We start from the raw sequence: 22,296 nt of genomic DNA on the forward strand, positions 1-22,296 counted from the left end.
GAGAACGATCAAGTGCCAAAAGGGCGTTCAGTGGATGCCTTGGCGCACACAGGCGATGAAGGACGTGTTACGCTGCGATAAGCGTCGGGGAGCTGCGAATAAGCTTTGATCCGGCGATTTCCGAATGGGGAAACCCGGTCTTCGGACCACCCGCAAGGGAGCTAACCCGGGGAACTGAAACATCTCAGTACCCGGAGGAAAGGACATCAATTGAGACTCCGGTAGTAGTGGCGAGCGAACCCGGACCAGGCCAGTGGCAGTTAGGTAAGAACAGGAAGGACCTGGAAAGGTCTGCCTTAGTGGGTGATAGCCCCGTACTGGTAGAAAGCCTAATTGTCCTCGAGTAGGGCGGGACACGTGAAATCCTGTCTGAACATGGGGGGACCACCCTCCAAGCCTAAGTACTCGTGTGCGACCGATAGTGAACAAGTACCGTGAGGGAAAGGTGAAAAGCACCCCGACGAGGGGAGTGAAACAGTTCCTGAAACTGGATGCCTACAAACAGTCAGAGCCCAAGGTTCGTCCTGGGTGATGGCGTACCTTTTGTATAATGGGTCAGCGACTTAGTCTGTCGTGCAAGCTTAAGCCGTTAGGTGTAGGCGTAGGGAAACCGAGTCTGAATAGGGCGATAAGTACGACGGATTAGACCCGAAACCGAGTGATCTAGCCATGTGCAGGTTGAAGGTGCGGTAACACGCACTGGAGGACCGAACCCACGTCTGTTGAAAAAGACGGGGATGACGTGTGGCTAGGGGTGAAAGGCCAATCAAACTCGGAAATAGCTGGTTCTCCGCGAAATCTATTTAGGTAGAGCGTCAGACGAATACCTTGGGGGGTAGAGCACTGGATGGGCTAGGGGTCCTCACCGGATTACCAAACCTAACCAAACTCCGAATACCCAAGAGTACTATCTGGCAGACACACGGCGGGTGCTAAGGTCCGTCGTGGAAAGGGAAACAGCCCTGACCTACAGCTAAGGTCCCCAAGTCATGGCTAAGTGGGAAAGCATGTGGGAATGCTTAGACAACCAGGAGGTTGGCTTAGAAGCAGCCATCCTTTAAAGATAGCGTAACAGCTCACTGGTCAAGCGTTCCTGCGGCGAAAATGTAACGGGGCTCAAGCCATGCACCGAAGCTTAGGGTGTGCAGTTTACTGCACGCGGTAGCGGAGCGTTCCGTAAGCCTGCGAAGGGATACCCGTGAGGGGTCCTGGAGGTATCGGAAGTGCGAATGCTGACATGAGTAGCGATAAAGAGTGTGAGAGACACTCTCGCCGAAAGTCCAAGGGTTCCTGCGCAATGTTAATCAGCGCAGGGTTAGCCGGCTCCTAAGGCGAGGCCGAAAGGCGTAGTCGATGGGAATCACGTTAATATTCGTGAGCCTGCTGGGAAGTGACGGATTGCCAGAGTTGTATGTCCTTATCGGATTGGATGTGCAGTGAGGCGGTTCCAGGAAATAGCCCCAGCTTATAGTCCGTACCCTAAACCGACACAGGTGGACTGGTAGAGTATACCAAGGCGCTTGAGAGAACGATGCTGAAGGAACTCGGCAAATTGCACGCGTAACTTCGGGATAAGCGTGACCCGTTGATGGGCAACCATTGGCGGGTGGCACAAAAGAGGGGGTGGCGACTGTTTATTAAAAACACAGGGCTCTGCGAAGCCGTAAGGCGACGTATAGGGTCTGACGCCTGCCCGGTGCCGGAAGGTTAAAAGGAGAGGTGCAAGCCTTGAATTGAAGCCCCGGTAAACGGCGGCCGTAACTATAACGGTCCTAAGGTAGCGAAATTCCTTGTCGGGTAAGTTCCGACCTGCACGAATGGCGTAACGACTTCCCCACTGTCTCCAGCATCGACTCAGCGAAATTGAACTCCCCGTGAAGATGCGGGGTTCCTGCGGTCAGACGGAAAGACCCCGTGCACCTTTACTATAGCTTCACGCTGGCATTCGTGTCGGCATGTGCAGAATAGGTGGTAGGCTTTGAAGCGGGAACGCCAGTTCTCGTGGAGCCGCAATGTGAGATACCACCCTTATCGTCATGGATGTCTAACCGCGGTGTAACAGCACCCGGGACAGCGTGTGGTGGGTAGTTTGACTGGGGCGGTCGCCTCCCAAAGAGTAACGGAGGCGCGCGATGGTGGGCTCAGAGCGGTCGGAAATCGCTCGTTGAGTGCAATGGCATAAGCCTGCCTGACTGCGAGACTGACAAGTCGAGCAGAGACGAAAGTCGGTCATAGTGATCCGGTGGTCCCGCGTGGAAGGGCCATCGCTCAACGGATAAAAGGTACGCCGGGGATAACAGGCTGATGATGCCCAAGAGTCCTTATCGACGGCATCGTTTGGCACCTCGATGTCGGCTCATCACATCCTGGGGCTGGAGCAGGTCCCAAGGGTATGGCTGTTCGCCATTTAAAGTGGTACGTGAGCTGGGTTTAGAACGTCGTGAGACAGTTCGGTCCCTATCTGCCGTGGGTGTCGGAATATTGAGAGGAGCTGTCCCTAGTACGAGAGGACCGGGATGGACGAACCTCTGGTGGACCTGTTGTGGCGCCAGCCGCATAGCAGGGTAGCTAAGTTCGGACGGGATAACTGCTGAAAGCATCTAAGCAGGAAGCCTCCCTCAAAACCAGTATTCCCTATCAGAGCCGTGGAAGACCACCACGTCGATAGGCCGGGTGTGGAAGCGCTGCAAGGCGTGAAGCTTACCGGTACTAATAGCTCGATCGACTTGATCGTTCTCATTTACCAATGTCCGCAACGTCGAAGACGTTGCCGGTCAGATCAGACCTCCCGTCCGCACGGACGAGCAAGGCGAGGACCCCGTCGCACAATTGCGACGCCCCGCCAGAGGGCCAGCAAAGAGCATAGGCGCGGTTTTAGCGCCGTCATGCTCGACGCGGTGCGGCCCGTGAGGCCAACATAAAGACCAGTTCACCCAGCGAGTTTTATCGATCTGGTGGCTATGGCGAAGCGCCCAGAACCCGATCCCATTCCGAACTCGACCGTTAAACGCTTCTGCGCCAATGGTACTGTGTCTTAAGGCACGGGAGAGTAGGTCGCCGCCAGATCTATAAAACCCGCTGGAAAATCCTTCTCAATACACAAAACAACAAAAAGCCCTCGGTAACCCCGAGGGCTTTTTGCATTGGGGGGAACGAAGTTGTGATTTCGAAAAGCCCAGCTCCGTCCGAATGTTAACGCTCTCTTAAGGGGCGGAGCGCAACTTGCGTTCAAGTCGTCTCAAATTGGTCGTCTTCCTCGACCAATGAAGCGCGTCCGTAGCCAGTTCATAATCAAGACCAAACATGATCATCTCGCGTCGCCATTTTCTCGGCTCGATGAGCGCCCTCGCCTTGGGCGGGTCATTGCTTCCGAGCCCGGCTCAGGCCGTTTCTCTCATGGACCCGTTCAACCTGCCGACGGCCGTCGATGGCGGTGTCGTCAAGATCGGCGACGGTATTCCCTATGCCGGCGGGCCGCGCGGCAAGCTCGACGTCTATGTGAAGCAGAACCCCAGCGCCAATGCGCCGGTCTGCATGTTCATCTATGGCGGAGGCTGGAACAGGGGGGAGCGCTGGGAATATGACTTCGTCGGCCGTGCCCTGGCGGCGCGCGGGTTTGTGACGGTGATCCCGGATTATCGGCTGGTGCCTGAAGTCACGTATCCGGCTTTTCTCTACGACGTGGCCGTGGCGGCCAAATGGATAGAGACCAACATCACGACGTTCGGCGGCAATCCCGAAAAGCTTTTCATGGCCGGTCATTCGGCAGGCGCCTACAACGCCGTGATGATGGGCCTCGACCCCTCGTTTTTCAGAGAAGCAGGATGTGGGCTTACGGTCCGCGGGGTTGCGGGACTTGCGGGTCCTTACGACTTTTATCCCTTCGAATTCAATGAAGTGCGCGCCGCTTTCGGTTTTGCCGCAAACCCCGAGGGTACTCAGCCGGTCAAGCTGGTTACTCCCGAAGCGCCACCCATGTTTCTGGCGACGGGCAATCTCGATTTGATCGTCAAGACCGACAACACCACCGCGCTCGCCGCCAAGCTGCGCGAATATAATGTGCCCGTGGACGAGCGCTATTACGACGGCATCGGACATATGGAAATCGTCACAGCGCTCGGCGCCATGCTCAGATGGCGTGCGCCGGTGCTCGACGACATGGTCAATTTCTACGCCAGTCTCGGCGCATTGGACGCTTAGAGCCTACCGCGCTTGCAGGAAGGCTTCGAGCCGTTCGAGCCCCTGGGTGATCTTTTCAGGGCGGGCGGCAAAACACCAGCGTAGCCAGCCGGCACCCTCGGGGCCGAATGCGCTGCCCGGAGCGAGCCCCAGGCCATGCTCGGTCACCAGCGTCCTGGCGACTGCCATGTCGTCATTATCGCCCTCAATGCGGAAGAAGGCATACATCGCACCATCGCTGCGGGGGGCTTCGATGCTCCCGAAATGCTCTAGGCCATCGAGCAGCAGCTTGCGCGAGGCGGAAAGCCCGGTCCTGAGCTCGGCCACCGATTGCTCGCCACGCGGATCGGTCAGCGCCGCGATGCCGCCCTTCTGGATAAAGGCAGGGGCGCATGAGGTGTTGTATTCAATCACCTTGGGCACGTCGGGCATCATGGCCTCGGGCAAGGTCAGCCATCCCAGTCGCCAGCCCGTCATGCGCCAGGCCTTGGAAAAGGAATTGACCCGGATGATCCGGTCTTCGGGGTCGGCATGGACGAGCATCGATGGGGCTGCTGGGCTGCCGTCGAAAACCAGCCGCTCATAGACTTCGTCGCTCAGAATCCAGATGCCGTACTTGCGGCAGTGGGCGAGAAGCTCGCGCTGCTCCTGGGCGTGGAGCGTAAATCCCGTGGGGTTGTTGGGGGCGTTGATGATCAGCATGCGCACGTCGGGGGTGAGCGTATCGATCAGTTTTTGCAAGTCGAGCGTCCAACGCCCGTTTTCGACCTCGAGGGCAAAGCGGGTGACCTCGGCGCCGATCAGACGCGGCCCTTCGGCGATGTTGGGCCAGATCGGCGTAACCACCACCACCCTATCGCCGGGCGAAACCACGAGCTGGTTGGCGATCATCAGCGCCGAAACGCCCGAACCTGTCACCGCAATGCGCTCAGGCGTAGAGGCGAAGCCGTGCAATTTGTTCTCATAGGCGGCGATCGCCTCGCGCAGCACAGGAAGGCCCAGATTGTGGACGTAGAAGGTTTCTCCATCCGTGATCGCCTTCTGGGCAGCCTCGCGGATGAAATCAGGCGTCACTTCGTCGCCTTCGCCGAACCAGAACGCGGCCATGTCGGGATGGTCCATTCCCGCATTGGCGATATCGCGGATGCGCGAGGACGAGAGCGCGAGAACTTCGGGGCGAGCATTGGCAGTCATATGGGGAAACCGAACCTTTTAAACCTTGCGCTGGGCGCGTCTGCCGATCAGCGTCGCCGCGATCACCCCGATGGCCACGACAGCGATGATGATCGTGGCGAGCGCATTGACGTCCGGGGAAACGCCAAGGCGAATTTTCGAAAAGATCACCATGGGCAGCGTCGACGAGCCTGGGCCGGACACGAAGCTCGCAATCACCAGATCGTCGAGCGAAAGGGTGAAGGCCAGGAGCCAGCCCGAAATCAGCGCCGGCGCGATGATGGGCAGGGTGATGTCGAAAAACACCCGCAGCGGTGTCGCGCCCAGATCCATGGCGGCCTCGTCGAGCGAGCGGTCCATGTCGGAGAGCCGCGCGCGCACGACCACGGTCACATAGGCGAGACAGAAGGTCGAATGAGCGATGGTTACCGTCGTGAAGCCACGACCAGCCGGCCAGCCGATCAGGTTTTCCATGGAAACGAACAACAGCAGGGCCGAAAGTCCGGTGATCACTTCGGGCATGACCAGCGGCGCCGAAGCCATGCCGGTCAGAGCCGTCTTGCCGCGAAACTTGCCCATGCGGGTCAGCGCGATACCGGCCAGCGTGCCCAGCACGGTGGCGATGGTGGCGCTGACGGCGGCGATCTGCAGGCTCAATATGCCTGCGGCCACCACCTGGGAATCGTTGAACAGAGCCGCATACCAGCGCAGGGAAAAGCCGGTCCAGACGGTCACCAGCCGGCTTTCGTTGAACGAAAAGACGACGAGGGAAACGATCGGGGCGTAGAGGAACGCAAAGCCGATGATGGCGAGGATGGGAATGAACGGGCCGCGCTTCATTGCTCGCTCTCCACCACTGTGTCCTGCGCCCTGTTGAGCAGCATGATGGGCACGACAAGGATCACCAGCATGACGATGGCGACCGCCGAGGCGACCGTCCAGTCGCGATTGGCGAAGAATTCGTCCCACATCACCCGGCCGATCATCAGCGTATCAGCGCCGCCCAAAAGCGAGGGAATGACGAACTCGCCGATCGCCGGAATGAACACCAGCATCGAGCCGGCGATGATACCGGGCATGGCCAGAGGCACGATGACCGTAAGGAACGTCATGAAGGGCCGCGCGCCAAGATCGGCCGAGGCTTCGATCAGGCTCTGGTCGAGTTTGACGAGGGTGGTGTAGAGCGGCAGCACCATAAAGGGCAGATAAGTGTAAACGATGCCGATAAAGACGGCGCCCTCGGTCTGGAGCATCAGGATCGGCTCATCGATGATGCCGAGCGAAATCAGCGCGTTGTTGATGATGCCGTTGCGGCCCAGGAATCCCATCCACGCATAGACGCGCAGCAGGAACGAAGTCCAGAAGGGCAGGATCACCAGCATCAGCCAGATGTGGCGATGTTTTTCATCCGAACGGGCGATGAACCAGGCCATGGGAAAGGCAATGACCAGCGCGACCAGCGTCGAAATTCCGGCGATACGCACCGAGTTGATGTAGGCGTTGGCGTAAAGGCTGTCGCTGAGGATGAACAGGAAGTTGGAAAAATCGAGCTGGATCGAGAGCGTGCCGCTGCCGCTCCAGCTAAACATCGGGGCATAGGGTGGCTGGCCGAGCGCGAAGGTGCTGAGCGCTATCTTGAAGACCACCAGCAGCGGGACGAGGAAAAACAGCGTCAGCCAGAGGGTGGGGGCGAGGATCACCGCCGTGCGGCCGGAAATGCCCAGCCGCGCCAGTCCGTTGCGGATGAACGTCCAGGGACTGCGCCGCGCGGTATCGAACCGATCCGCGCTCATGAGGTCAGCACCGCCCCGGCGTCGGACGCCCAGGAGATATAGACCTTCTCGTCCCAGGAAATGCCCTCGAGATCGTAGCGGGTGGCGTTGGTTTGCGAGACATGGATGCGCTTGCCGCTGTCGAGCACGATGCGGAACACGCTCATGTCGCCCAGATAGGCGACGTCTTCCACAAGACCGTGGGTGATATTGGCATCGCCCTCGGGGCGCTCGCGGGTGATGGTCATCTTTTCGGGCCGGATGGCGTACCAGAGGATTTGCTCGGGCGCGCAATCGACACCGTGCGACACATAGATATCGCAGCCCGCCTCGGCCGAGGAATCGATGCGAATGTGGTCGTCCTCGTCTTCGGTCACCACGCCCTCGAACATGTTGACCGAGCCGATGAACCCCGCCACGAAGCGGGAATTGGGGAATTCGTAGATTTCCTGGGGCTCGCCAATCTGGGCTATCTTGCCGTCATTCATCACCCCGATGCGGGTGGAAAGCGTCATCGCCTCCTCCTGGTCGTGGGTGACGACGATGAAGGTGACGCCGAGCGTTTCCTGGATCTTGACCAGTTCGTACTGGGTATCCTCGCGCAGCTTCTTGTCGAGCGCGCCGAGCGGTTCGTCGAGCAGCAACAGTTTGGGACGACGGGCCAACGAACGGGCCAGCGCCACGCGCTGGCGTTGGCCGCCCGAAAGCTGGTGCGGCTTGCGTCGGCCATATTGATCGAGGCGCACGAGTTTCAAAAGCTCGGCCACGCGATCGGAGATTTCCGACCGCGCCAGGCCCTGGCGCTTGAGGCCATAGGCAATGTTGTTTTCCACCGTCATATGGGGAAACAGCGCATAGGACTGGAACATCATGTTGATGGGCCGTTCATAGGGCGGCACATCGGCCATGTTCTGGCCGTCGATCTCGATGGTGCCCGAGGTCACCGTCTCGAAACCCGCCAGCATGCGCAGCAGGGTGGACTTGCCCGAGCCGGACCCGCCAAGCAGGCAGAACAATTCGCCCTTGTAGATATCGAGCGAGACGTCGTCGACGGCATAGACGTCGCCGAACGTCTTGGTCACGTTGCGAATGCGTACGAAGGGCTTTGCGTTTGGATCGCGCCAGGGCCGCGTATCCGCTGCAATCTGAGGTTTCTTCAAATCGAACTTCCCGAACCCCGAGAGACAAGGAAAAGGCAGGGCGCCGAAACGCCCTGCCTGAGCAATGGCGCCTTACTGGCCGGTCTTGATGCGCGTCCAGGTGCGGGTCAAGAGGCGGTCATAGCCGGCCGAGCGTGCAACGATGGGGTAGAGGTTTTCCATCACTTCGGCGGTCGGATAGATGGCCGGATCGGACGAAATCTCGGGATCGACCAGATCGAAGGCTGCCGCGTTAGCATTCGAATACCACACGTAATTGGTGATATCGGCGGCGATCTGGGGCTCGAGCACGAAGTTGATGAAGGCGTGGGCGGCTTCGGGATTGGGCGCGTCGGCCGGGATGGCCATCATGTCAAACCACATCGAAGCGCCCTCGTCGGGGATCACATAGGTGATCTCGACGCCGCGATCGGCTTCGGCGGCGCGGTCGGCGGCGATAAAGACGTCGCCCGAATACCCGACGGCCAGGCAGATCTCGCCATTGGCGAGGTCGGAAATGTACTGGGACGAGTTGAACGTGCGGATATAGGGACGAATCGACTGGTAGAGCGCTTCAGCCGCTTCGAGGTCCTCGGGGGCTTCCGAATTGGGGTCGAGGCCGAGATAGTTCATGGCCAGAGCGGTCATTTCGACCGGCGCGTCGAGCACCGAGATGCCGCAATCGGCGAGCTGGGCCGCGATTTCGGGGTCGAACAGCAGGTCCCAGGAGTTGAGCGGACCTTCCGCGCCCAGCCGCTCGGTGATTGCGGTGACGTTATAGCCCAGACCGGTCGTGCCCCACATATAGGGAACCGAATATTGCCCGCCGGGATCATGGGCTTCGACGATCTCCATGATGGCGGGGTCGAGGTTGCCCAGATTGGGGAGAAGGTCCTTGTTGAGGGGCTGGAACAGGCCGATGGGGATCTGGCGCTCGAGGAAGAAGCCCGAGGGGATCACCACGTCATAGCCCGAGGAGCCGGCGAGAAGGCGCGCCTCGACGATCTCGTTGGAATCGAAGACGTCGTAATTGGTGGCGATACCGGTTTCGGCGGTGAATTTTTCCAGCGTGTCCTCGGCGATGTAGTCGGACCAGTTGTAGATATTGACGGTCTGGTCCTGCGCTGTGGCCGCCGAGGCCATGAGAACGGCGGAAAGAGAGAGGAAAATGAACGGCTTATGCATGTGACGGGGGTCCCCTTTCAAGTCCAAAAAGAGATGGTGACAGTGTCGTGCGAGCCCTCGGAGTTACCTCTTGGCAGCGTTAACCACACGGCACTCCCTTCGCCGCTTCACCAATCGAGTACGAGGATCAAACCCCGCGCGCGGACCCGACCGCTAGGCATAAAAAGGTCGAAATCCGCATTACAGGCAAGTGCCTTTTCTGAAAAGCGAAATTGTTGCCATCGCCGGTGCATGGTCCCGAAATTTTGCATGCGCGCAACAGAAGGGTCAACATGAGGCGAAAACGGCGTCGGGGTTGCGTGTGTTGAAGGGCTTGATGGCGCAAAGTTTAGACGGTTGGATGACGGTCATGAAAAAACCCCCGCCACGGCGTGTCGAGCGGGGGTTTTCGATGCCGAACAGGAAAGGAGAACCTATTCGGCGTCGCTTGCCGGCTTGGCGTTGAGCTGGCCGTATTTTTCCAGACCGATGGTTTCGAGCAGGTCGAGCTCGGTTTCCAGGAAGTCGGTGTGGCCTTCCTCGTCGGTCAGCAATTCCTCGAACAGGCGCTGGGTGACGTAGTCGCCCAGGTCGTTACAAATCTTGCGGGACTCGCGATAGGATTTGATGGCGTCGAGTTCGCCGGCGAGGTCGGCTTCGAGCACTTCCTTGATGGATTGGCCGATGCGCAGGGGGGCGACCCGCTGGAGGTTGGGATGGCCCTCGAGGAAGATGATCCGGTCGATCAACTTGTCGGCGTGGTGCATCTCCTCGATGGATTCGGCCCGCTCCTTGTCGGCCAGGCGCTTGAAGCCCCAGTCGTCGAGCAGACGGTAGTGAACCCAATACTGGTTGATGGCCCCGAGTTCGAGAAAGAGCGCTTCGTTAAGCCGCTCGATGATCTTTGCGTCGCCTTTCACTTTCACCTCCAGGTCGCGTCGATTTGCGCAAGCGTTTCATCCTGGACCTAACGTCGACGAGATTGGCGGCGTTCCCGGCCAGTTTGAGGTGATAAGTTTCGGTGACCTTGCCGATAATGTCCACAATGTTCGGCACGCAGCCGCAACATTGGCCGCGCTTGCCCAGTTCGCGGTAGATCAGGGCCGGCACGACGAGCTGCCAGGGATCGTCATCGAGAATGGAGACGACGATATCCTCGATGTCTTTGGTCGATATCAGATTGCACTGGCAGACAAGCATGGCGCGGCGAAGTGAGGGGCTGCAGTTTTTCGTGCCCCATACATACGGGGTTAAAGCTGATTGTCAACGTCAGCTTTGTTTTCGTCCTTCACTCTCCCGTGTCACCGGGGTCCTCGGGCTTGTCCCGGTTCCATACGATAAAGAAGGTATAGACGGCATAGACGGCCAGGGCGCCGAAAAGCAGCGTCCAGCCGAAATTGCCGTGATAGGCGTCCCACCCGGCCACGGCGGCGGGAATGGCCACCATGAGCGCACGGCGCCAGACGGGCTTGAACCAGGGATGCTGGGCGTCGTTGTTCATGGGCGGCTCGGCGCGATCACTGGGGGCGGTTCACATAGCCCGAAAGCGCATAGGCGCGTTGGGCGGTGCTGTCGAGAATGCAGCCGGCATAGACGAGGGTGCGGATCGTGCCCTCGCTCCAGAGTTCGTATTCAAAGCCGCAGCTTGCATCGCGATAGGCGAGCCAGCTCCGCTGGGCGTCGCGCAGCGATGCGAAGAGATCGGCGTCGAGGGTTTCCTCGAGGCTGGCATAGTGGACGTTGAGCTGGCTGTCCCACCAATTGGTTTCCCGCCCCACGCATTCGGCCATCCCGATGGTGGAATAGCCGCCCTCCTCGTTTTCCATGCACGGGTTGGAGGCGGCGCCGATGCAATTGGTTTGCGGGCGCACCTCGTCGGGATTGGCCTTGGACAATTCCGGATCGGCGAGCCCGTCGATGCAGGCCGTCATCAGTTCGGCGTCCTCGGGCGTAAAGGTCGGCGTATCCTGGGCGGCCGCCGGCACCGACGCGATCAGCAGGGCGGTGAGGATAACTGTTCTCATGGATGCACTCCTTTGGGACCCTCTAGACTGTATTTCGTCGTGCGGTCGAACCGGAAAAGTCTGCAACTTTTCCTGACCGCACTCTAGTGAGGCGTGATGCGCGCGACCAGCCAGCGGGCGTCGGAAAAATACTCCCTGTGGAGCAGCAGGATAACCGTTCCCACGGTCACTACAATCGCCGCCCAGCTCGAAACGAACCACGCAACCATGGGAATTGCAAAGTAATAAGACCTTATGCCCGCGTTGAAGCGCTGGGCGGCCATCGCATTGATCCGCGCGATGGTGCGGATTTCCTCCGGCGGAGCAGGCTTTGCGTTGTCGAGGGCGCCGAGCAGGATGCAGAAATGGTTGAACTGGCGCAGCGACATGGTGAACGCCAGGAACGCATAGACGAACAGCACCAGCAGCATCACATTGTGGATCTGCAAATCGACCTCGGAGTGGAGCGGGCCGAAGGTGATGGCCGAAAGCGCCGGGGCGTATTGGGGCAATTGCCCGATGACCGTGAACAGCGCAAGAATCAACAGCGCGGTGGTCGAGGCGAAAAACGACACCGAACTCATGAGATTGCCCGATAAGATCGCATCGAGCGGGGTATCGCGCCGGGCCGCCTGGGTGACCCAGTTGAAGCGCTGCTCGTTCATCAGGGTCGAAAGCGCGGGGCGACGGCGGTCGAGAAGGGTCGAGGCGGCGCCATAGAAATACAGCGCCGCCAAGGGCAGCAGGGATGCAAAGAACGAAAAGAAATTGATCCTGTCCAAACCGCTCCCCCAAAGGCTGATCGCTGCAAACGATACCGTCTGCGTCCGCTCATGGCGACCTGAAAAATCTCCCGGTTAGACGGTGCGCGGGTAGAGGCGGTGGATTTCCTCGATGCCCGCGAGCACTGTCTCAGAGAGAATGACGTCACTGGCCGCGATATCGGTGCTGAGCTGGTCCATCGCGGTCGCCCCGATGATCACCGAGGCCATCGAGGGGCGGGTGAGGCAGAAGGCGATGGCCATCTGGCAGACGTCGAGCCCATGTTCCTGGGCCAGCATCATATAGGCCTTGGTGGCGGTTTCCGAATGGGGATTGTGGCGCCACATGGCCCCCAGCGCGCCGCGCGTTCCCGCCGGCATCGCGCCATCGTTGTATTTGCCGCTCAACAGCCCGGCGGCGAGGGGAGAATAGGCCAGAAGCCCCACATCCTCGAAGGCGCACACTTCGGCCAGATCGAGGTCGAACCCACGGCGCAGCAGATTGTATTCGTTCTGGATGGTCGCCATGCGCGCCAGCCCCTCCCGTTCGGCCAGCGAGAGATACTGCATGAGACCCCAAGCCGTTTCGTTGGAAACGCCGACGGCGCGGATCTTGCCGGCCTTGATCTGCGCGTCGAGCGTTTCGAGCACTTCGAGCAGGTTGTCGCGAATCTGCTCCCGGTCCTGTCCGTAGGGGTCGAAGGTCCATGAGCGGGAGAAATTGTAATGGGCGCGGTTGGGCCAATGGAGCTGGTAGAGGTCGATATAATCGGTGCAAAGGCGCTCAAGACTGGCGTCGAGGGCATTTGTGATTTCCGTGGCGTCCATGGGGCGCCCGCCGCGAATCCAGTCATTGCCGGGGCCGGTGATCTTGGAGGCCAGCACCCAATCGGCGCGGCGGCCATTGGCCTTGAACCAATTGCCGATGATGGTTTCGGTCGATCCTTGCGTCTCGGCCCGTCCGGGGGTGGAATAGAGCTCGGCGGTGTCGATGAAATTGATGCCGTGATCGAGGGCATAATCGATCTGCGCGTGTCCTTCGGCCTGGGTGTTCTGCTCGCCCCAGGTCATGGTGCCAAGGCAGATTCTGCTCACGGAGATGCCGGTGCGGCCGAGGGTGCGCTGCTGCATGAAAACGAAAAATCCCGGATGTCGTCTGTTTGAAAAGAAGGGCAGGGGCCCTTACCCTTGTCTAGCCGGCATGGCGCCCGCGCGCAATCGCCGGCAGGTTTTGAACGATTGTCAAAAAAATGTCGTGTTGAATGACCGAAAGGGGTTTGCAAACCGAATTTGCCCCCCTATATAGGCGGCGTCCGAGCGGTTCGGGATGAACTGAAAATCGCCGACATCATTGACGCGGGGTGGAGCAGCCCGGTAGCTCGTCAGGCTCATAACCTGAAGGTCGCAGGTTCAAATCCTGCCCCCGCAACCAAACAAAAACCCCGCCAGACCCATGGTCTGCGGGGTTTTGTTTTGGGCCGGGTCAAGAAGCCGGGTTCAACCCCCGATGATCTTCCGCAGACAGCCAGCAGCCTGAGGGGCGGTGGCGAGGCAGGGGAGGCGGTGGAGGAGGGTTTGAGGTGTGAAGGGGTCGTCGGCGATGCCGCCGGCTTCGCGCACCAGGAGCAGGCCCGCCATGCAGTCCCAGGCGCTCAGTTCGGGTTCGTAAAATCCCAGATAACTGCCTTGCGCCACATAGGCCAGACTCAACGCGGCGGAGCCGTTGCGCATGTAATTGCCGCCCTGTTCGAGGATTTCGGTGACGATGCGGCCGGTTTCCCGTGCGTGCCGGGCGTTGCCGGGACCGATGGCCGAAAGGCCCGAGGTGAAGGGGGTTTTGGTATCGACGGCCAGGGGCCTGTCGTTGCGCCAGGCGCCGCCGCCGGCCTGGGCCCAATAGAGCGCGCCGGCGCAGGGCTGGGCGATGAGGCCGAGAACCGGGTTGCCGTTTTCGACGATGGCGATCACCACGGTCCAGGTTTCGAGCCCGTGCAGGAAGGCGCTGGTGCCGTCGATGGGATCGATGATCCAGCGATAGCCGGTGCTGCCTTCCCTGAGGCCATGTTCCTCGCCGACGATCCCGTCGCCGGGGAAACGGGCGGCGATCTCATCGCGGATCAGGGTTTCCACCTCCCGGTCGGCAATGGAGACCAGATCCTGCCCATCGGTCTTGCTCTCGATGGGAAGGCTGCGATGGCGGCTGAAAAACTCGAGCGCCATGTCGCCGGCGCGGGCGATGATGTCTCGGGCGGCGTCGTGGCGGGCCGCCAGTGCGGCGGAAGGAAGGGAGGCGGGCATGAAATCGTCTAGTCTTCTTGTTGTGGGGCCGGAGGCCGGGGAGAGGAATTAGAGGCGCGGAGCCGAGGAGGTGGAGCCGCGTTCGACGAGATGGACGTCGACGATGATCGGTGCGGCCTTGGAATGGGGTTCGGTTATGCGCCCAAGCAGGCCGCTGACCGTCGCGTCGGCGATCTCGATGGGGTCCTGGCGCACGGTGGTCAGGTCATAGGCCAGCCAGCCGGCTTCGGCGATGTCGTCGCAGGCGGCGATCTTGAGATCGCCGGGGATCGAGAGCGTCGAACGGTGCCGGATGGTGTCGATGAAACCCAAGGCCAGATAGTCATTGGCGCAATAGACGCCATCGGCCGTCGTGGCCTGAGCGAGAAAGGCTTCGGCGGCGTCGCGTCCGCCATCGTAATTGGGCAGGGCGCCGAAATATTCGCCGCAAATCGAAATGCCCAGCCGCCTGCATTCGGCCAGGAATGCCGCACGGCGCAGGCCGATGGAATGGGAGGGGCGGTGCTGGCTCGCCAGTGCGACGTTGGCGCATCCGGCCCGGTGAAGGGCGCGCGCCGCGATGACGCCCGCCTTGCCGGTATCCATCGAGACGTTGAGGACGGTATCGGAAACGAACATCTTGTTGATCAGCACCAGGGGCACGCCATGCGCCGCGCAGTGGCTGGCGATCTCGTCGGGCGAGGAATCGTCGGTGACGATGGCGCCCGAGACGTTGTAGTGGAGCATCATGTCGATATGGCGCACCACCGAGCCGCCGGCCTCGGTGGGCAGCAGGAAGGGGCGATAGCCCGAGGAGACGAGGCTGCGGCCCAATTCGGCCAGAAGCTGGGCGCGGAAGGGATTGTCGATATCGGACACCACCAGCCCGATCAGATCGGTGCGCTGGTGGGAAAGGCTGCGGGCGAGGAGATTGACGCGATATCCGAGCGTGCGAGCGGCCTCGAGCACCTTTTCGCGCGTTTCGGGCGCAACGCTCGCGCCGGGGGTGAAGGTGCGCGAAACGGCCGACCGGTGCACGCCGGCCAGCCGGGCAACGTCCTCGGCGGTGGGGGCGCGGCCGGGCCGCAGCACATCCCTAGACATGGGCCAGCCGCTTTCTCTGCGCCGCGATCAGCAGATCGGCGCGGTCGAGGTTGATCATGGGGGGAGCGATCTCCACGATGCTGTCGAAAATTGCGCGATCATCGCCGAAATATTGCATCATGGGAATGATCCCTGCGTCCTGGCAACGGGGCGCGAGGCGCAGGTAATCGGCATAGCCGATTTCGGTCAGTTGCGGAGCCAGATGGGACTGCATTTCGCCGATGTCGGCATAGCGGTTGATATTGGCCTTGATGATGGCATCGGGCGCGGCTTGGCGCATGGCCTCCTGCAGGCGCTCGTCGCCGGACCAGAAGAAGCACTGATCGAGAAAATCGTGCGCGCGCACGAAATCGACCAGCTTTTGCGCGTCGACCGATTTGTTCTCGATATAGAGCTTGCGGCCGTAGGATCTGGCGAGCGCGATGGATTCGGCGAGGGTGGGGATGGTCTGGTCGCTGTAGAAGGGCGAGAACCAGCTTCCCGCGCTCAGTGTCTTGAGCGTGGCGAGGGTGTGGGAGGTGACGTCGCCCGTGCCATTGGTGGTGCGGTCCAGCGTGGGGTCGTGGAGGACGACGATCTCGCCATCGGCGGTTGGGCGGACATCGATCTCCACATAGTGCGCGCCCTGGTCGAAACTCAGCCGCGCCGAGGCGAGGGTGTTTTCCGGCGCGAAGGCGTTGGCACCGCGGTGGCAGACGATTTGCGTCGTCCAGCCGGCAAAGCTCTCGACACCGCGCATGAGTTCGGGCTGGTTGGTGCATATGCCCAGAACCGGAAGGTCCATGATTGCGTCGAGCACGTCCCTGCGCTCTTCGTGCCAGAGAACGACACCGAGATTGTGCGCCCTTGCACGATCGAGCAAGGCGGCTGTGACCAGATCCTGCGGCCGGTCGCCGCCTTTTTCCCAGCACAGATGGATGATGTCGGCGCCCGATTGGGCGGCGCGCTCGAAGGGATCTTCGCCGAGCGGGACGAGGATGGCGAGGGGATAGGGACAGCCGGCGTCCGAAAGGGCGCGGATTTCGGCGGTGTTGAAACTGCCGATAACCGCGCGGGTGAAGTTTTTCGCTTCGAGGAGGGTCCAGACCACCCTTCCGGCGCCCTGTGCCTTGATCTCGATATAGAGCGCCTGCCCGAGGCTTTCGGCGAGGTCGAGGGTTTCGGCAAGGCTGGGGATGTCGGGAGCGTCGTTGCGCAATTGGGCCAGCGTCGTTTGTGCAATGGCGCCCTCGATATTGGCAGTGCGCTTGAGGTCCGCGTCATGGGAGACGACGGGGATGCCGTCGGCGGTGAGGTGAACGTCGATTTCCCACATGTCGGACCCCAGCGCCGCGGCGACGCGGAAGGCCTGGAGCGTATTTTCCGGGGCGTGCGCCGACGCGCCGCGATGGGCGATGCAGGCCGGCTTGCCCCCGCGCACCGGCCAGTCGATGGTTTTCGTCTGGCGGCGGGTCATATGGCGTCGCCCTTGGAATCGAAGGCCAAAAGGCTTTCGATGGAAAGGCTCCAATTGACGGTGTCGCCTATGGCGATATCGGAGCGCGCGGGCTGGATGGAGCGCAAGACGGTCTTTTCGCCCAGCCGGACGTCGAACAGCATTTCGCGGCCCTGCGGCTCGACGAAGCTGACGACACCAGGAGGCCCCTCGGGGCCTTGGGCGCCAAAATGCTCAGGGCGGATGCCCAAGGCGATGCGCTCGCCCTCGGTCCGGGTGTGCAGGCGTTGGGGGAGGGGCAGGCGTATGCCGTCATCGGCGACAAGAGCGGCCTTTTCGATCCGACCCTCGACGAAGACGATGGGGGGATTGCCCAGAAAGCCGGCGACGAAACGCGTGGCGGGCGCCCGGTACATTTCCGATGGGGTCGCGATCTGCCGGATCTGTCCGCGATCCATGATGGCGATGCGGTCGCACATGGACATCGCTTCCACCTGGTCGTGGGTGACGAGGATCGCGGTGATACCGGTTTCGAGCTGGATGCGGCGGATTTCGGAGCGCATTTCGAGGCGCAGCTTGGCGTCGAGATTGGCCAGAGGCTCGTCGAGCAGCAGCACGTTGGGCCGGCGCACCAGGGCGCGGGCCAGCGCGACGCGCTGTTGCTGGCCGCCCGAAAGCTGGCCGGGCTTGCGCGCGAGCAGTTCCTCGATATGGGCGAGGCTGGCGATGGCGCGCACTTCGCGCTCGATATCGGCCTTGGGCTTGCGCTGGACGCTCAAGGGGAAGGCGATGTTGTCGAAGACCGACATGTGCGGGTAGAGCGCGTAGTTCTGGAACACCACGCCCACATTGCGCTTCTGGCTCGGCAGGCTCGAGACGTCCTCGTCCCCGAAGAGAATCTGCCCGCTGTCGATGCGGTGGATGCCGCATATGGCAAAGAGCGTCGTCGATTTCCCGCACCCGGAGGGGCCGAGCAGGGCCATCATCTCGCCCGAGCGTACAGTGAGGTTCATGTCGGCGATGACCGGGGTGCCATCGAAGCTTTTGGTGAAATTGGAAAGAGAGACTTGCATCAGCCTTTGGTGCCTCCACTGAAGATGTTCATCAGCGGCTTTTGGAAGAGCACGAAGAGAACGATGACCGGCAGGGTGTAGAACAGCCCCACGGATTTGAAGATGTTGAAATTGAAGTTCGAGGAATCGGGGTTGGAGACCGATTCGAGATAGACCGAGAGCACTTCGATCTGCGCCGCAGGGGCCAGGATGCGCGGCAGCAAATACTCGCCCCAGCCGTCGATGAAGGCGAAGATGGTGAGCGCCAGAAGACCGGGTTTGACCTGAGGAAGGATCAGCCGCCGCCAGACGGTGAACCGGCTCGCCCCGTCCTGAACGCCGGCCATTTCGATTTCCCAGGGCACTGCGTCGTAAAAGCCCTTCATCACCCAGATGCCGAAGGGCAGCATCAGGCTGGCCTTGACCAGGATCACCCCGATCAGCGTGTTGTAGAGCCCGCCATATTGGAGGACGAGAAACACGCCGATCAAAAGGGTCACCGTGGGAAAGGCGTGCATGACGAGAAGGCTCGAAAGGAAAAACCGCCGGAAGGGCAGGTTGAGCCGGGAGATCGCGTAGCCGGCGGTGGCCGAGATGGAGACGACGATTATCACCATGCTGGCCGCGAAGATGAAGGTGGTCAGCGTGGGCTGCCAGACGTCTCCGGTGATCGTGGGGTCCCAGAGAAAGCGCCAATGGTCGAGCGTGAACTCATTGGGCAGGATCGCGCCGAAGGGCGTGTTGGTGAAGGTATCGACGACCAGATAGAGATACATGATGGCCAGCGGCGCGCTGACCAGAACCAGCACGGCGACGATCGGCCAGAGAGCGAAATTGCGCGTCAATGTGTTGCTCCTAGAATTCGATCTTGGGTCTGCTGACCAGTTCGCCGAAGCGGAACATGCGCAGATAGACGATCGAGAGCACCAGCCCGACGATGACCAGGATCAGCGCCATGGCTGCCCCCAGCCCGTATTGCAGATTGCCGGTGTAATTGTTGAGGGCGGTGTTGAACGCTTCGAGCGCCCAGACCGAGGTGGTGCGGCCCGGACCGCCATTGGTGGTTAGCCAGATCATTTCATAGGACGAGAGCAGCGACAGCGTCTGGTAGGAGGTGACGAACAGGATCGGCCAGCGCATCTGGGGCAGGATAATCCGGGTCACCTGCTGCCAGCGGCTGGCGCCATCGACTTCGCTTGCCCAAAGCTGCTGGATGGGAATGGAGCGCAGCGCGCCCGAAAAAAGGATCATCCCGAAGGATGCGCCCACGAAACCGTTGACCAGGATGACTGTCGCCCACGCGGTTTCCACCGAGCCCTTCATGTAGTTGAAGGCCGGCAGGCCAAGATTGAGCGCCATGGAATAGAGAAAGCCATTTTCCCAGGTGAAGGATTTCCAGAGCACGGCGTAAAGGACGACCGGCGTGATGCGCGGCAGCAGCCATAACACGCTGAACACGCCCGATGTGCGGGCTGGCATGTAGAAGGTGGCAAGAGCGAGAAACAGGCCCACAAGCACGTTGAACGCCAGGGTCGCGCCCACATAGAAAATCGTGTTGCCGACCAGCCGCAGCGTTTCGGCGCGGGTCAGAAGGTTGACGAAATTGCCCAGTGTCCAGGTCCAGCCGGTGTAGCTCGCGCTCGAGATCGTCGCGATATCGGATGGGCCGGCGTCGGGGACAAACGCGCTGAGCGCGGTTTCGAACCGGGTCTGGTCGGCATAACGGATGTTGATCACCGAGCGCTCGAACGGTTCCGTGGCGAGCTTGAGATCGCGCACGCGCGAGGGGCGCGAGGGCAGCGTCTTGAGATCGGCCTCGAAGTCCGAGGAGGACGAATAGACCCGTCCGGCCAGCCGATCCTCGATCTCGCGCAGAAAGGCGGGATCTATCTCGGTATCGGCCGCCGCCGCGAGCGTGGTTTCATCGACAGCGTAGTTTTTCTCCCGCAGGGCCTCGAGAATGGAGGAATCGAGCTCGCTCGATTGGAGATTGCGCAGCACGGTTTCGGTCACGACATAGGCGCCGCCCGAAATCCCGGTGGCGGTGCTCATGTTGGTGAACGCGAATATCCCCGTCAGCACGGCGGGCGTAAGAAAGAATGCAGCCAGGAGCAGCAGGGCCGGCGCCATAAGCACAAGACCGAGCCGGTTGGTTTTGAGTGGCATCGTACAAGGGTCCGGATAGGGTTCCGGAGCCGGCGAACCGGCCCCGGAGGGAGGGCCGCCTAGCGGATGATGATGGCGTCGCCCAGGGCGGCGGTCACTTCGGATTCGACGGTGTTGACGGCGTCTTCGACCGAAACCGTGCCCGTCCAGCTTGCCTCGAGCCCCTGATACATCGCGTTCCAATAGACGCCGAAATCGATGTCGTTGGGGATGGCGGTGGCAAACGGCAACAGCTCGGTGGTGGCGATGCCGGCCCAGCGGTCATTGGCAAAGATCGGCACGTCGACCTGCGCGGTGCCCAGCGCGACCTTGCCCGATTTGACGGCGTGCAGCGCATTGATGCGCGGCTCGGAGGCGATGGTGATCAGCTCGGACGCGATCACGGCGTCGTCGTCGGTGCCGGTCGTGGAAAGAAGATAGACCAGCGGGTGGCTGATGGTGTTGGCCTGGCCGTTTTCATTGCCGGCCGGGATGAGGCTGTACTGGATTTCGCCGAAGAAATCTTCGAGCCCGTGCTGGGCCTCCCATTCGGATTTGTGCCAGGAGCCACCATGCCAGGCGCCGGCGCCGCCATTGACGACCAATTGGTGCCAATCACCCCAATCCATGCCCAGATGGGTCGAGGAGGTGACGCCCATATCGACCGCGTCCACGAAGAACTGGTACATGTCGGTGAGGGCCTGGCGGTCGAGAACGAGGCGGCCGCTTTCGGGATCGATCATCTCGCCGCCGAAGCTGACGTAGAACTGCCAGTAATCGGTGCCGTTGTTGACGCGCGGCAGGAACCCGCGGCCGGCTTCAACCAGCCCGGCATCCTGCATGGCCTTGACGTCATCGAGCATGGAATAGAGCGTATAGTCGCCATCCTGCACGCGCTGGGGCAGGGCGTCGATCTCCTCCTGCGAATAGCCGATTTCGGCGAGGTGGGCGCGCGAGAAATAGAAGGGACGCACTTCGGCATCCTGGGGCAGGCCCCAGACCACGCCATCATAGCTCGCGATGTCGATCAGATTGGGATAGATCTGGTTGAGCGGCCAGGCGTCGAAATCGACATAGTCCTCGACCGGGCGCAGCAGGCCCGAGCGCGACCAGGGGCCGAGATCCTCATGGCCCGAGACGATGATGTTGGGCGCGTTGCCCGCTTCGGCGGCCAGCGTGACGGCCTGCTTGAAATCGTCCCAGCCGCTCCATTCCTGGTGCTCGATGGTGATGGAGACGTCTTCGCCCAGAACGGCGTATTCGCGTTCGAGGATGTCGGCGGCCATTTCGATCGCCTGCCAGCGATAGCTGCCGGTTTCGCCGGTGCCGCCCGACCAGACGCTGATGGTATAGTCCTCGGCCACGGCGCCTGCCGCTGCGCCGAAAACGAGTGCGGAGCCCAGAAGGGCGGTGGTGGTGGTTTTGAGAATGCTCACGAAAAGCCCCTAGAATTTTGACTGCGAGCCGGATTGCACGCGCGTGCAACATCTATTGGGCGGATGTGTCGTGGGCTTAACGGTTATGTTGCAGTTTTGTGTCCCCGAGCGTCACAGATCGATGAGATAACGCACGCTCATTTCCGTCTTGCCGGATGGGACGATTTCAGGCCGTGCTTCGCCCACCTGCCGGAAACCAGCCTTGAGAAGGACCCGCTCGGAGGCGGGATTTTCCTGCACCGTGCGGGCACGCAATCTTTTGAGGCCGATCTGGCGAGCCATCTCCAGCGCCAGCACCAGGGCACGGTTCGCAAGTTTCCGGCCGCGATGGTCTGGGGATATCCAATAGCCGATCTCGGCCTCATCGTGGGCCATATCGAAAAACACAATGCTGCCGGCAAATGCATCCGTACCGGAATCGGCGATGGCAAGGACGGCCAGTGATCCCTCCCGCAAGCCCTCGGCGATGGCCCCATCGATCAGGTCGCGCACGATCTGGGGGGTGTAATTTTCCAATGGCAGATGGGCGAAGCGCACAACCAGTTCGTCCTCGGTTCCGGCGGCATAGGCCTCTGCATCCGAGGTCTGCATTGGCCTGACGGTCACCGTGCCGTCAGAGGTGGGCAATGCTGCGAGAAAATCGCGATCAACCATGT

20 protein-coding genes, 1 tRNA gene, 2 rRNA genes and 1 pseudogene are annotated in these 22,296 nt (G+C 61.0%); 4 read left to right on the plus strand and 20 right to left on the minus strand.

Annotation, left to right across the window (positions count from 1 at the left end; translation table 11 throughout):
- The first annotated feature begins 6 nt into the window (after positions 1-6).
- From V4T21_RS01135 to V4T21_RS01145, 3 genes are all read left to right on the plus strand, one after another.
- A 23S ribosomal RNA gene (locus V4T21_RS01135) occupies positions 7-2,734 on the plus strand.
- 216 nt (positions 2,735-2,950) lie between these two features.
- Positions 2,951-3,066 (plus strand): 5S ribosomal RNA (gene rrf, locus V4T21_RS01140).
- Between the two features lie 237 nt (positions 3,067-3,303).
- Positions 3,304-4,200, plus strand: a complete 897-nt coding sequence (locus V4T21_RS01145) for an alpha/beta hydrolase (RefSeq protein ID WP_332711853.1) — start codon at positions 3,304-3,306, stop codon at positions 4,198-4,200.
- A 3-nt stretch (positions 4,201-4,203) separates the two neighbouring features.
- Here the strand turns inward: V4T21_RS01145 and V4T21_RS01150 are convergent, their stop codons facing one another.
- From V4T21_RS01150 to V4T21_RS01200, 11 genes are all read right to left on the minus strand, one after another.
- Positions 4,204-5,373, minus strand: a complete 1,170-nt coding sequence (locus V4T21_RS01150) for a pyridoxal phosphate-dependent aminotransferase (RefSeq protein ID WP_332711857.1) — start codon at positions 5,371-5,373, stop codon at positions 4,204-4,206.
- 18 nt (positions 5,374-5,391) lie between these two features.
- Positions 5,392-6,192 (minus strand): ABC transporter permease subunit, encoded by an 801-nt coding sequence (locus tag V4T21_RS01155; RefSeq protein WP_332711860.1) that lies wholly within the window; start codon positions 6,190-6,192, stop codon positions 5,392-5,394.
- Entirely contained in the window at positions 6,189-7,145 is a 957-nt protein-coding gene (locus V4T21_RS01160; RefSeq protein ID WP_332711862.1) for an ABC transporter permease subunit, read from the minus strand. The genes V4T21_RS01155 and V4T21_RS01160 overlap by 4 nt, the downstream gene beginning before the upstream one ends.
- Complete coding sequence (locus V4T21_RS01165) at positions 7,142-8,284, minus strand: ABC transporter ATP-binding protein (protein WP_332711865.1); 1,143 nt, start codon at positions 8,282-8,284, stop codon at positions 7,142-7,144. Before V4T21_RS01165 ends, V4T21_RS01160 begins: the two co-directional genes overlap by 4 nt.
- 72 nt (positions 8,285-8,356) lie before the next feature.
- Positions 8,357-9,448: a polyamine ABC transporter substrate-binding protein gene (locus tag V4T21_RS01170; RefSeq protein ID WP_332711868.1), complete on the minus strand. Its 1,092-nt coding sequence runs from the start codon at positions 9,446-9,448 to the stop codon at positions 8,357-8,359.
- 413 nt (positions 9,449-9,861) lie between these two features.
- Positions 9,862-10,347 (minus strand): bacterioferritin, encoded by a 486-nt coding sequence (bfr, locus tag V4T21_RS01175; RefSeq protein ID WP_332711871.1) that lies wholly within the window; start codon positions 10,345-10,347, stop codon positions 9,862-9,864.
- The gene (locus V4T21_RS19125; RefSeq protein WP_440589602.1) at positions 10,313-10,627 is read right to left on the minus strand and encodes a (2Fe-2S)-binding protein; all 315 of its coding nucleotides are present in this window, start codon (positions 10,625-10,627) and stop codon (positions 10,313-10,315) included. The genes bfr and V4T21_RS19125 overlap by 35 nt, the downstream gene beginning before the upstream one ends.
- Positions 10,628-10,715: 88 nt before the next feature.
- Entirely contained in the window at positions 10,716-10,928 is a 213-nt protein-coding gene (locus V4T21_RS01185) for a hypothetical protein (RefSeq protein WP_332711877.1), read from the minus strand.
- A gap of 16 nt (positions 10,929-10,944) precedes the next feature.
- Positions 10,945-11,451 (minus strand): lysozyme inhibitor LprI family protein, encoded by a 507-nt coding sequence (locus V4T21_RS01190; protein WP_332711879.1) that lies wholly within the window; start codon positions 11,449-11,451, stop codon positions 10,945-10,947.
- A gap of 83 nt (positions 11,452-11,534) precedes the next feature.
- Entirely contained in the window at positions 11,535-12,212 is a 678-nt protein-coding gene (locus V4T21_RS01195) for a DUF599 domain-containing protein (RefSeq protein ID WP_332711882.1), read from the minus strand.
- A gap of 75 nt (positions 12,213-12,287) precedes the next feature.
- On the minus strand, positions 12,288-13,322 hold the full coding sequence (locus V4T21_RS01200) for an aldo/keto reductase (protein ID WP_332711885.1): 1,035 nt from the start codon (positions 13,320-13,322) through the stop codon (positions 12,288-12,290).
- A gap of 224 nt (positions 13,323-13,546) precedes the next feature.
- On the opposite strand from V4T21_RS01200, the gene V4T21_RS01205 reads away from it, so the two are divergent.
- A tRNA-Met gene (locus V4T21_RS01205) sits at positions 13,547-13,623 on the plus strand.
- 65 nt (positions 13,624-13,688) lie between these two features.
- Here the strand turns inward: V4T21_RS01205 and V4T21_RS01210 are convergent.
- The 9 genes and pseudogenes from V4T21_RS01210 to V4T21_RS01250 all read right to left on the minus strand — a co-directional run bounded on the left by V4T21_RS01210 (position 13,689) and on the right by V4T21_RS01250 (position 22,294).
- Positions 13,689-14,489 carry an inositol monophosphatase family protein gene (locus tag V4T21_RS01210; RefSeq protein WP_332711888.1) on the minus strand — a complete coding sequence of 267 codons (801 nt, stop codon included), beginning with the start codon at positions 14,487-14,489 and terminating at the stop codon, positions 13,689-13,691.
- 48 nt (positions 14,490-14,537) lie between these two features.
- Complete coding sequence (locus V4T21_RS01215; protein ID WP_332711891.1) at positions 14,538-15,572, minus strand: LacI family DNA-binding transcriptional regulator; 1,035 nt, start codon at positions 15,570-15,572, stop codon at positions 14,538-14,540.
- Positions 15,565-16,311, minus strand: coding sequence for a glycerophosphodiester phosphodiesterase family protein (locus V4T21_RS01220; protein ID WP_332712686.1), 747 nt, complete (start codon positions 16,309-16,311; stop codon positions 15,565-15,567). Before V4T21_RS01220 ends, V4T21_RS01215 begins: the two co-directional genes overlap by 8 nt.
- Positions 16,306-17,028: pseudogene (locus V4T21_RS01225) on the minus strand (glycerophosphodiester phosphodiesterase); the annotation flags it as partial. The pseudogene V4T21_RS01225 and the gene V4T21_RS01220, both read right to left, overlap by 6 nt.
- Positions 17,025-18,080, minus strand: a complete 1,056-nt coding sequence (locus V4T21_RS01230) for an ABC transporter ATP-binding protein (protein WP_332711894.1) — start codon at positions 18,078-18,080, stop codon at positions 17,025-17,027. The pseudogene V4T21_RS01225 and the gene V4T21_RS01230, both read right to left, overlap by 4 nt.
- Positions 18,080-18,904: a carbohydrate ABC transporter permease gene (locus V4T21_RS01235; RefSeq protein WP_332711897.1), complete on the minus strand. Its 825-nt coding sequence runs from the start codon at positions 18,902-18,904 to the stop codon at positions 18,080-18,082. The genes V4T21_RS01230 and V4T21_RS01235 overlap by 1 nt, the downstream gene beginning before the upstream one ends.
- Positions 18,905-18,914: 10 nt before the next feature.
- Positions 18,915-20,225, minus strand: a complete 1,311-nt coding sequence (locus tag V4T21_RS01240; RefSeq protein WP_332711900.1) for a carbohydrate ABC transporter permease — start codon at positions 20,223-20,225, stop codon at positions 18,915-18,917.
- Positions 20,226-20,284: 59 nt separating this feature from the next.
- Positions 20,285-21,640: an ABC transporter substrate-binding protein gene (locus tag V4T21_RS01245; protein WP_332711902.1), complete on the minus strand. Its 1,356-nt coding sequence runs from the start codon at positions 21,638-21,640 to the stop codon at positions 20,285-20,287.
- Positions 21,641-21,751: 111 nt separating this feature from the next.
- Entirely contained in the window at positions 21,752-22,294 is a 543-nt protein-coding gene (locus V4T21_RS01250; protein ID WP_332711905.1) for a GNAT family N-acetyltransferase, read from the minus strand.
- Between the last annotated feature and the right edge of the window lie 2 nt (positions 22,295-22,296).

The sequence above is a fragment of the Pelagibacterium mangrovi genome, from assembly GCF_036662815.1.
GTDB lineage: Bacteria > Pseudomonadota > Alphaproteobacteria > Rhizobiales > Devosiaceae > Pelagibacterium > Pelagibacterium mangrovi.

What these genes read in the sequence shown, in the direction of transcription:
- V4T21_RS01200 (WP_332711885.1), bottom strand. Translation starts at nt 13,322, where the DNA reads ATGCAGCAGCGCACCCTCGGCCGCACCGGCATCTCCGTGAGCAGAATC.
- V4T21_RS01215 (WP_332711891.1), bottom strand. Translation starts at nt 15,572, where the DNA reads ATGTCTAGGGATGTGCTGCGGCCCGGCCGCGCCCCCACCGCCGAGGAC.
- V4T21_RS01240 (WP_332711900.1), bottom strand. Translation starts at nt 20,225, where the DNA reads ATGCCACTCAAAACCAACCGGCTCGGTCTTGTGCTTATGGCGCCGGCC.
- V4T21_RS19125 (WP_440589602.1), bottom strand. Translation starts at nt 10,627, where the DNA reads ATGCTTGTCTGCCAGTGCAATCTGATATCGACCAAAGACATCGAGGAT.
- V4T21_RS01145 (WP_332711853.1), top strand. Translation starts at nt 3,304, where the DNA reads ATGATCATCTCGCGTCGCCATTTTCTCGGCTCGATGAGCGCCCTCGCC.
- V4T21_RS01150 (WP_332711857.1), bottom strand. Translation starts at nt 5,373, where the DNA reads ATGACTGCCAATGCTCGCCCCGAAGTTCTCGCGCTCTCGTCCTCGCGC.
- V4T21_RS01185 (WP_332711877.1), bottom strand. Translation starts at nt 10,928, where the DNA reads ATGAACAACGACGCCCAGCATCCCTGGTTCAAGCCCGTCTGGCGCCGT.
- V4T21_RS01170 (WP_332711868.1), bottom strand. Translation starts at nt 9,448, where the DNA reads ATGCATAAGCCGTTCATTTTCCTCTCTCTTTCCGCCGTTCTCATGGCC.
- V4T21_RS01210 (WP_332711888.1), bottom strand. Translation starts at nt 14,489, where the DNA reads ATGCCCGCCTCCCTTCCTTCCGCCGCACTGGCGGCCCGCCACGACGCC.
- V4T21_RS01220 (WP_332712686.1), bottom strand. Translation starts at nt 16,311, where the DNA reads ATGCGCGGTGTCGAGAGCTTTGCCGGCTGGACGACGCAAATCGTCTGC.
- V4T21_RS01250 (WP_332711905.1), bottom strand. Translation starts at nt 22,294, where the DNA reads ATGGTTGATCGCGATTTTCTCGCAGCATTGCCCACCTCTGACGGCACG.
- V4T21_RS01155 (WP_332711860.1), bottom strand. Translation starts at nt 6,192, where the DNA reads ATGAAGCGCGGCCCGTTCATTCCCATCCTCGCCATCATCGGCTTTGCG.
- V4T21_RS01160 (WP_332711862.1), bottom strand. Translation starts at nt 7,145, where the DNA reads ATGAGCGCGGATCGGTTCGATACCGCGCGGCGCAGTCCCTGGACGTTC.
- V4T21_RS01190 (WP_332711879.1), bottom strand. Translation starts at nt 11,451, where the DNA reads ATGAGAACAGTTATCCTCACCGCCCTGCTGATCGCGTCGGTGCCGGCG.
- V4T21_RS01230 (WP_332711894.1), bottom strand. Translation starts at nt 18,080, where the DNA reads ATGCAAGTCTCTCTTTCCAATTTCACCAAAAGCTTCGATGGCACCCCG.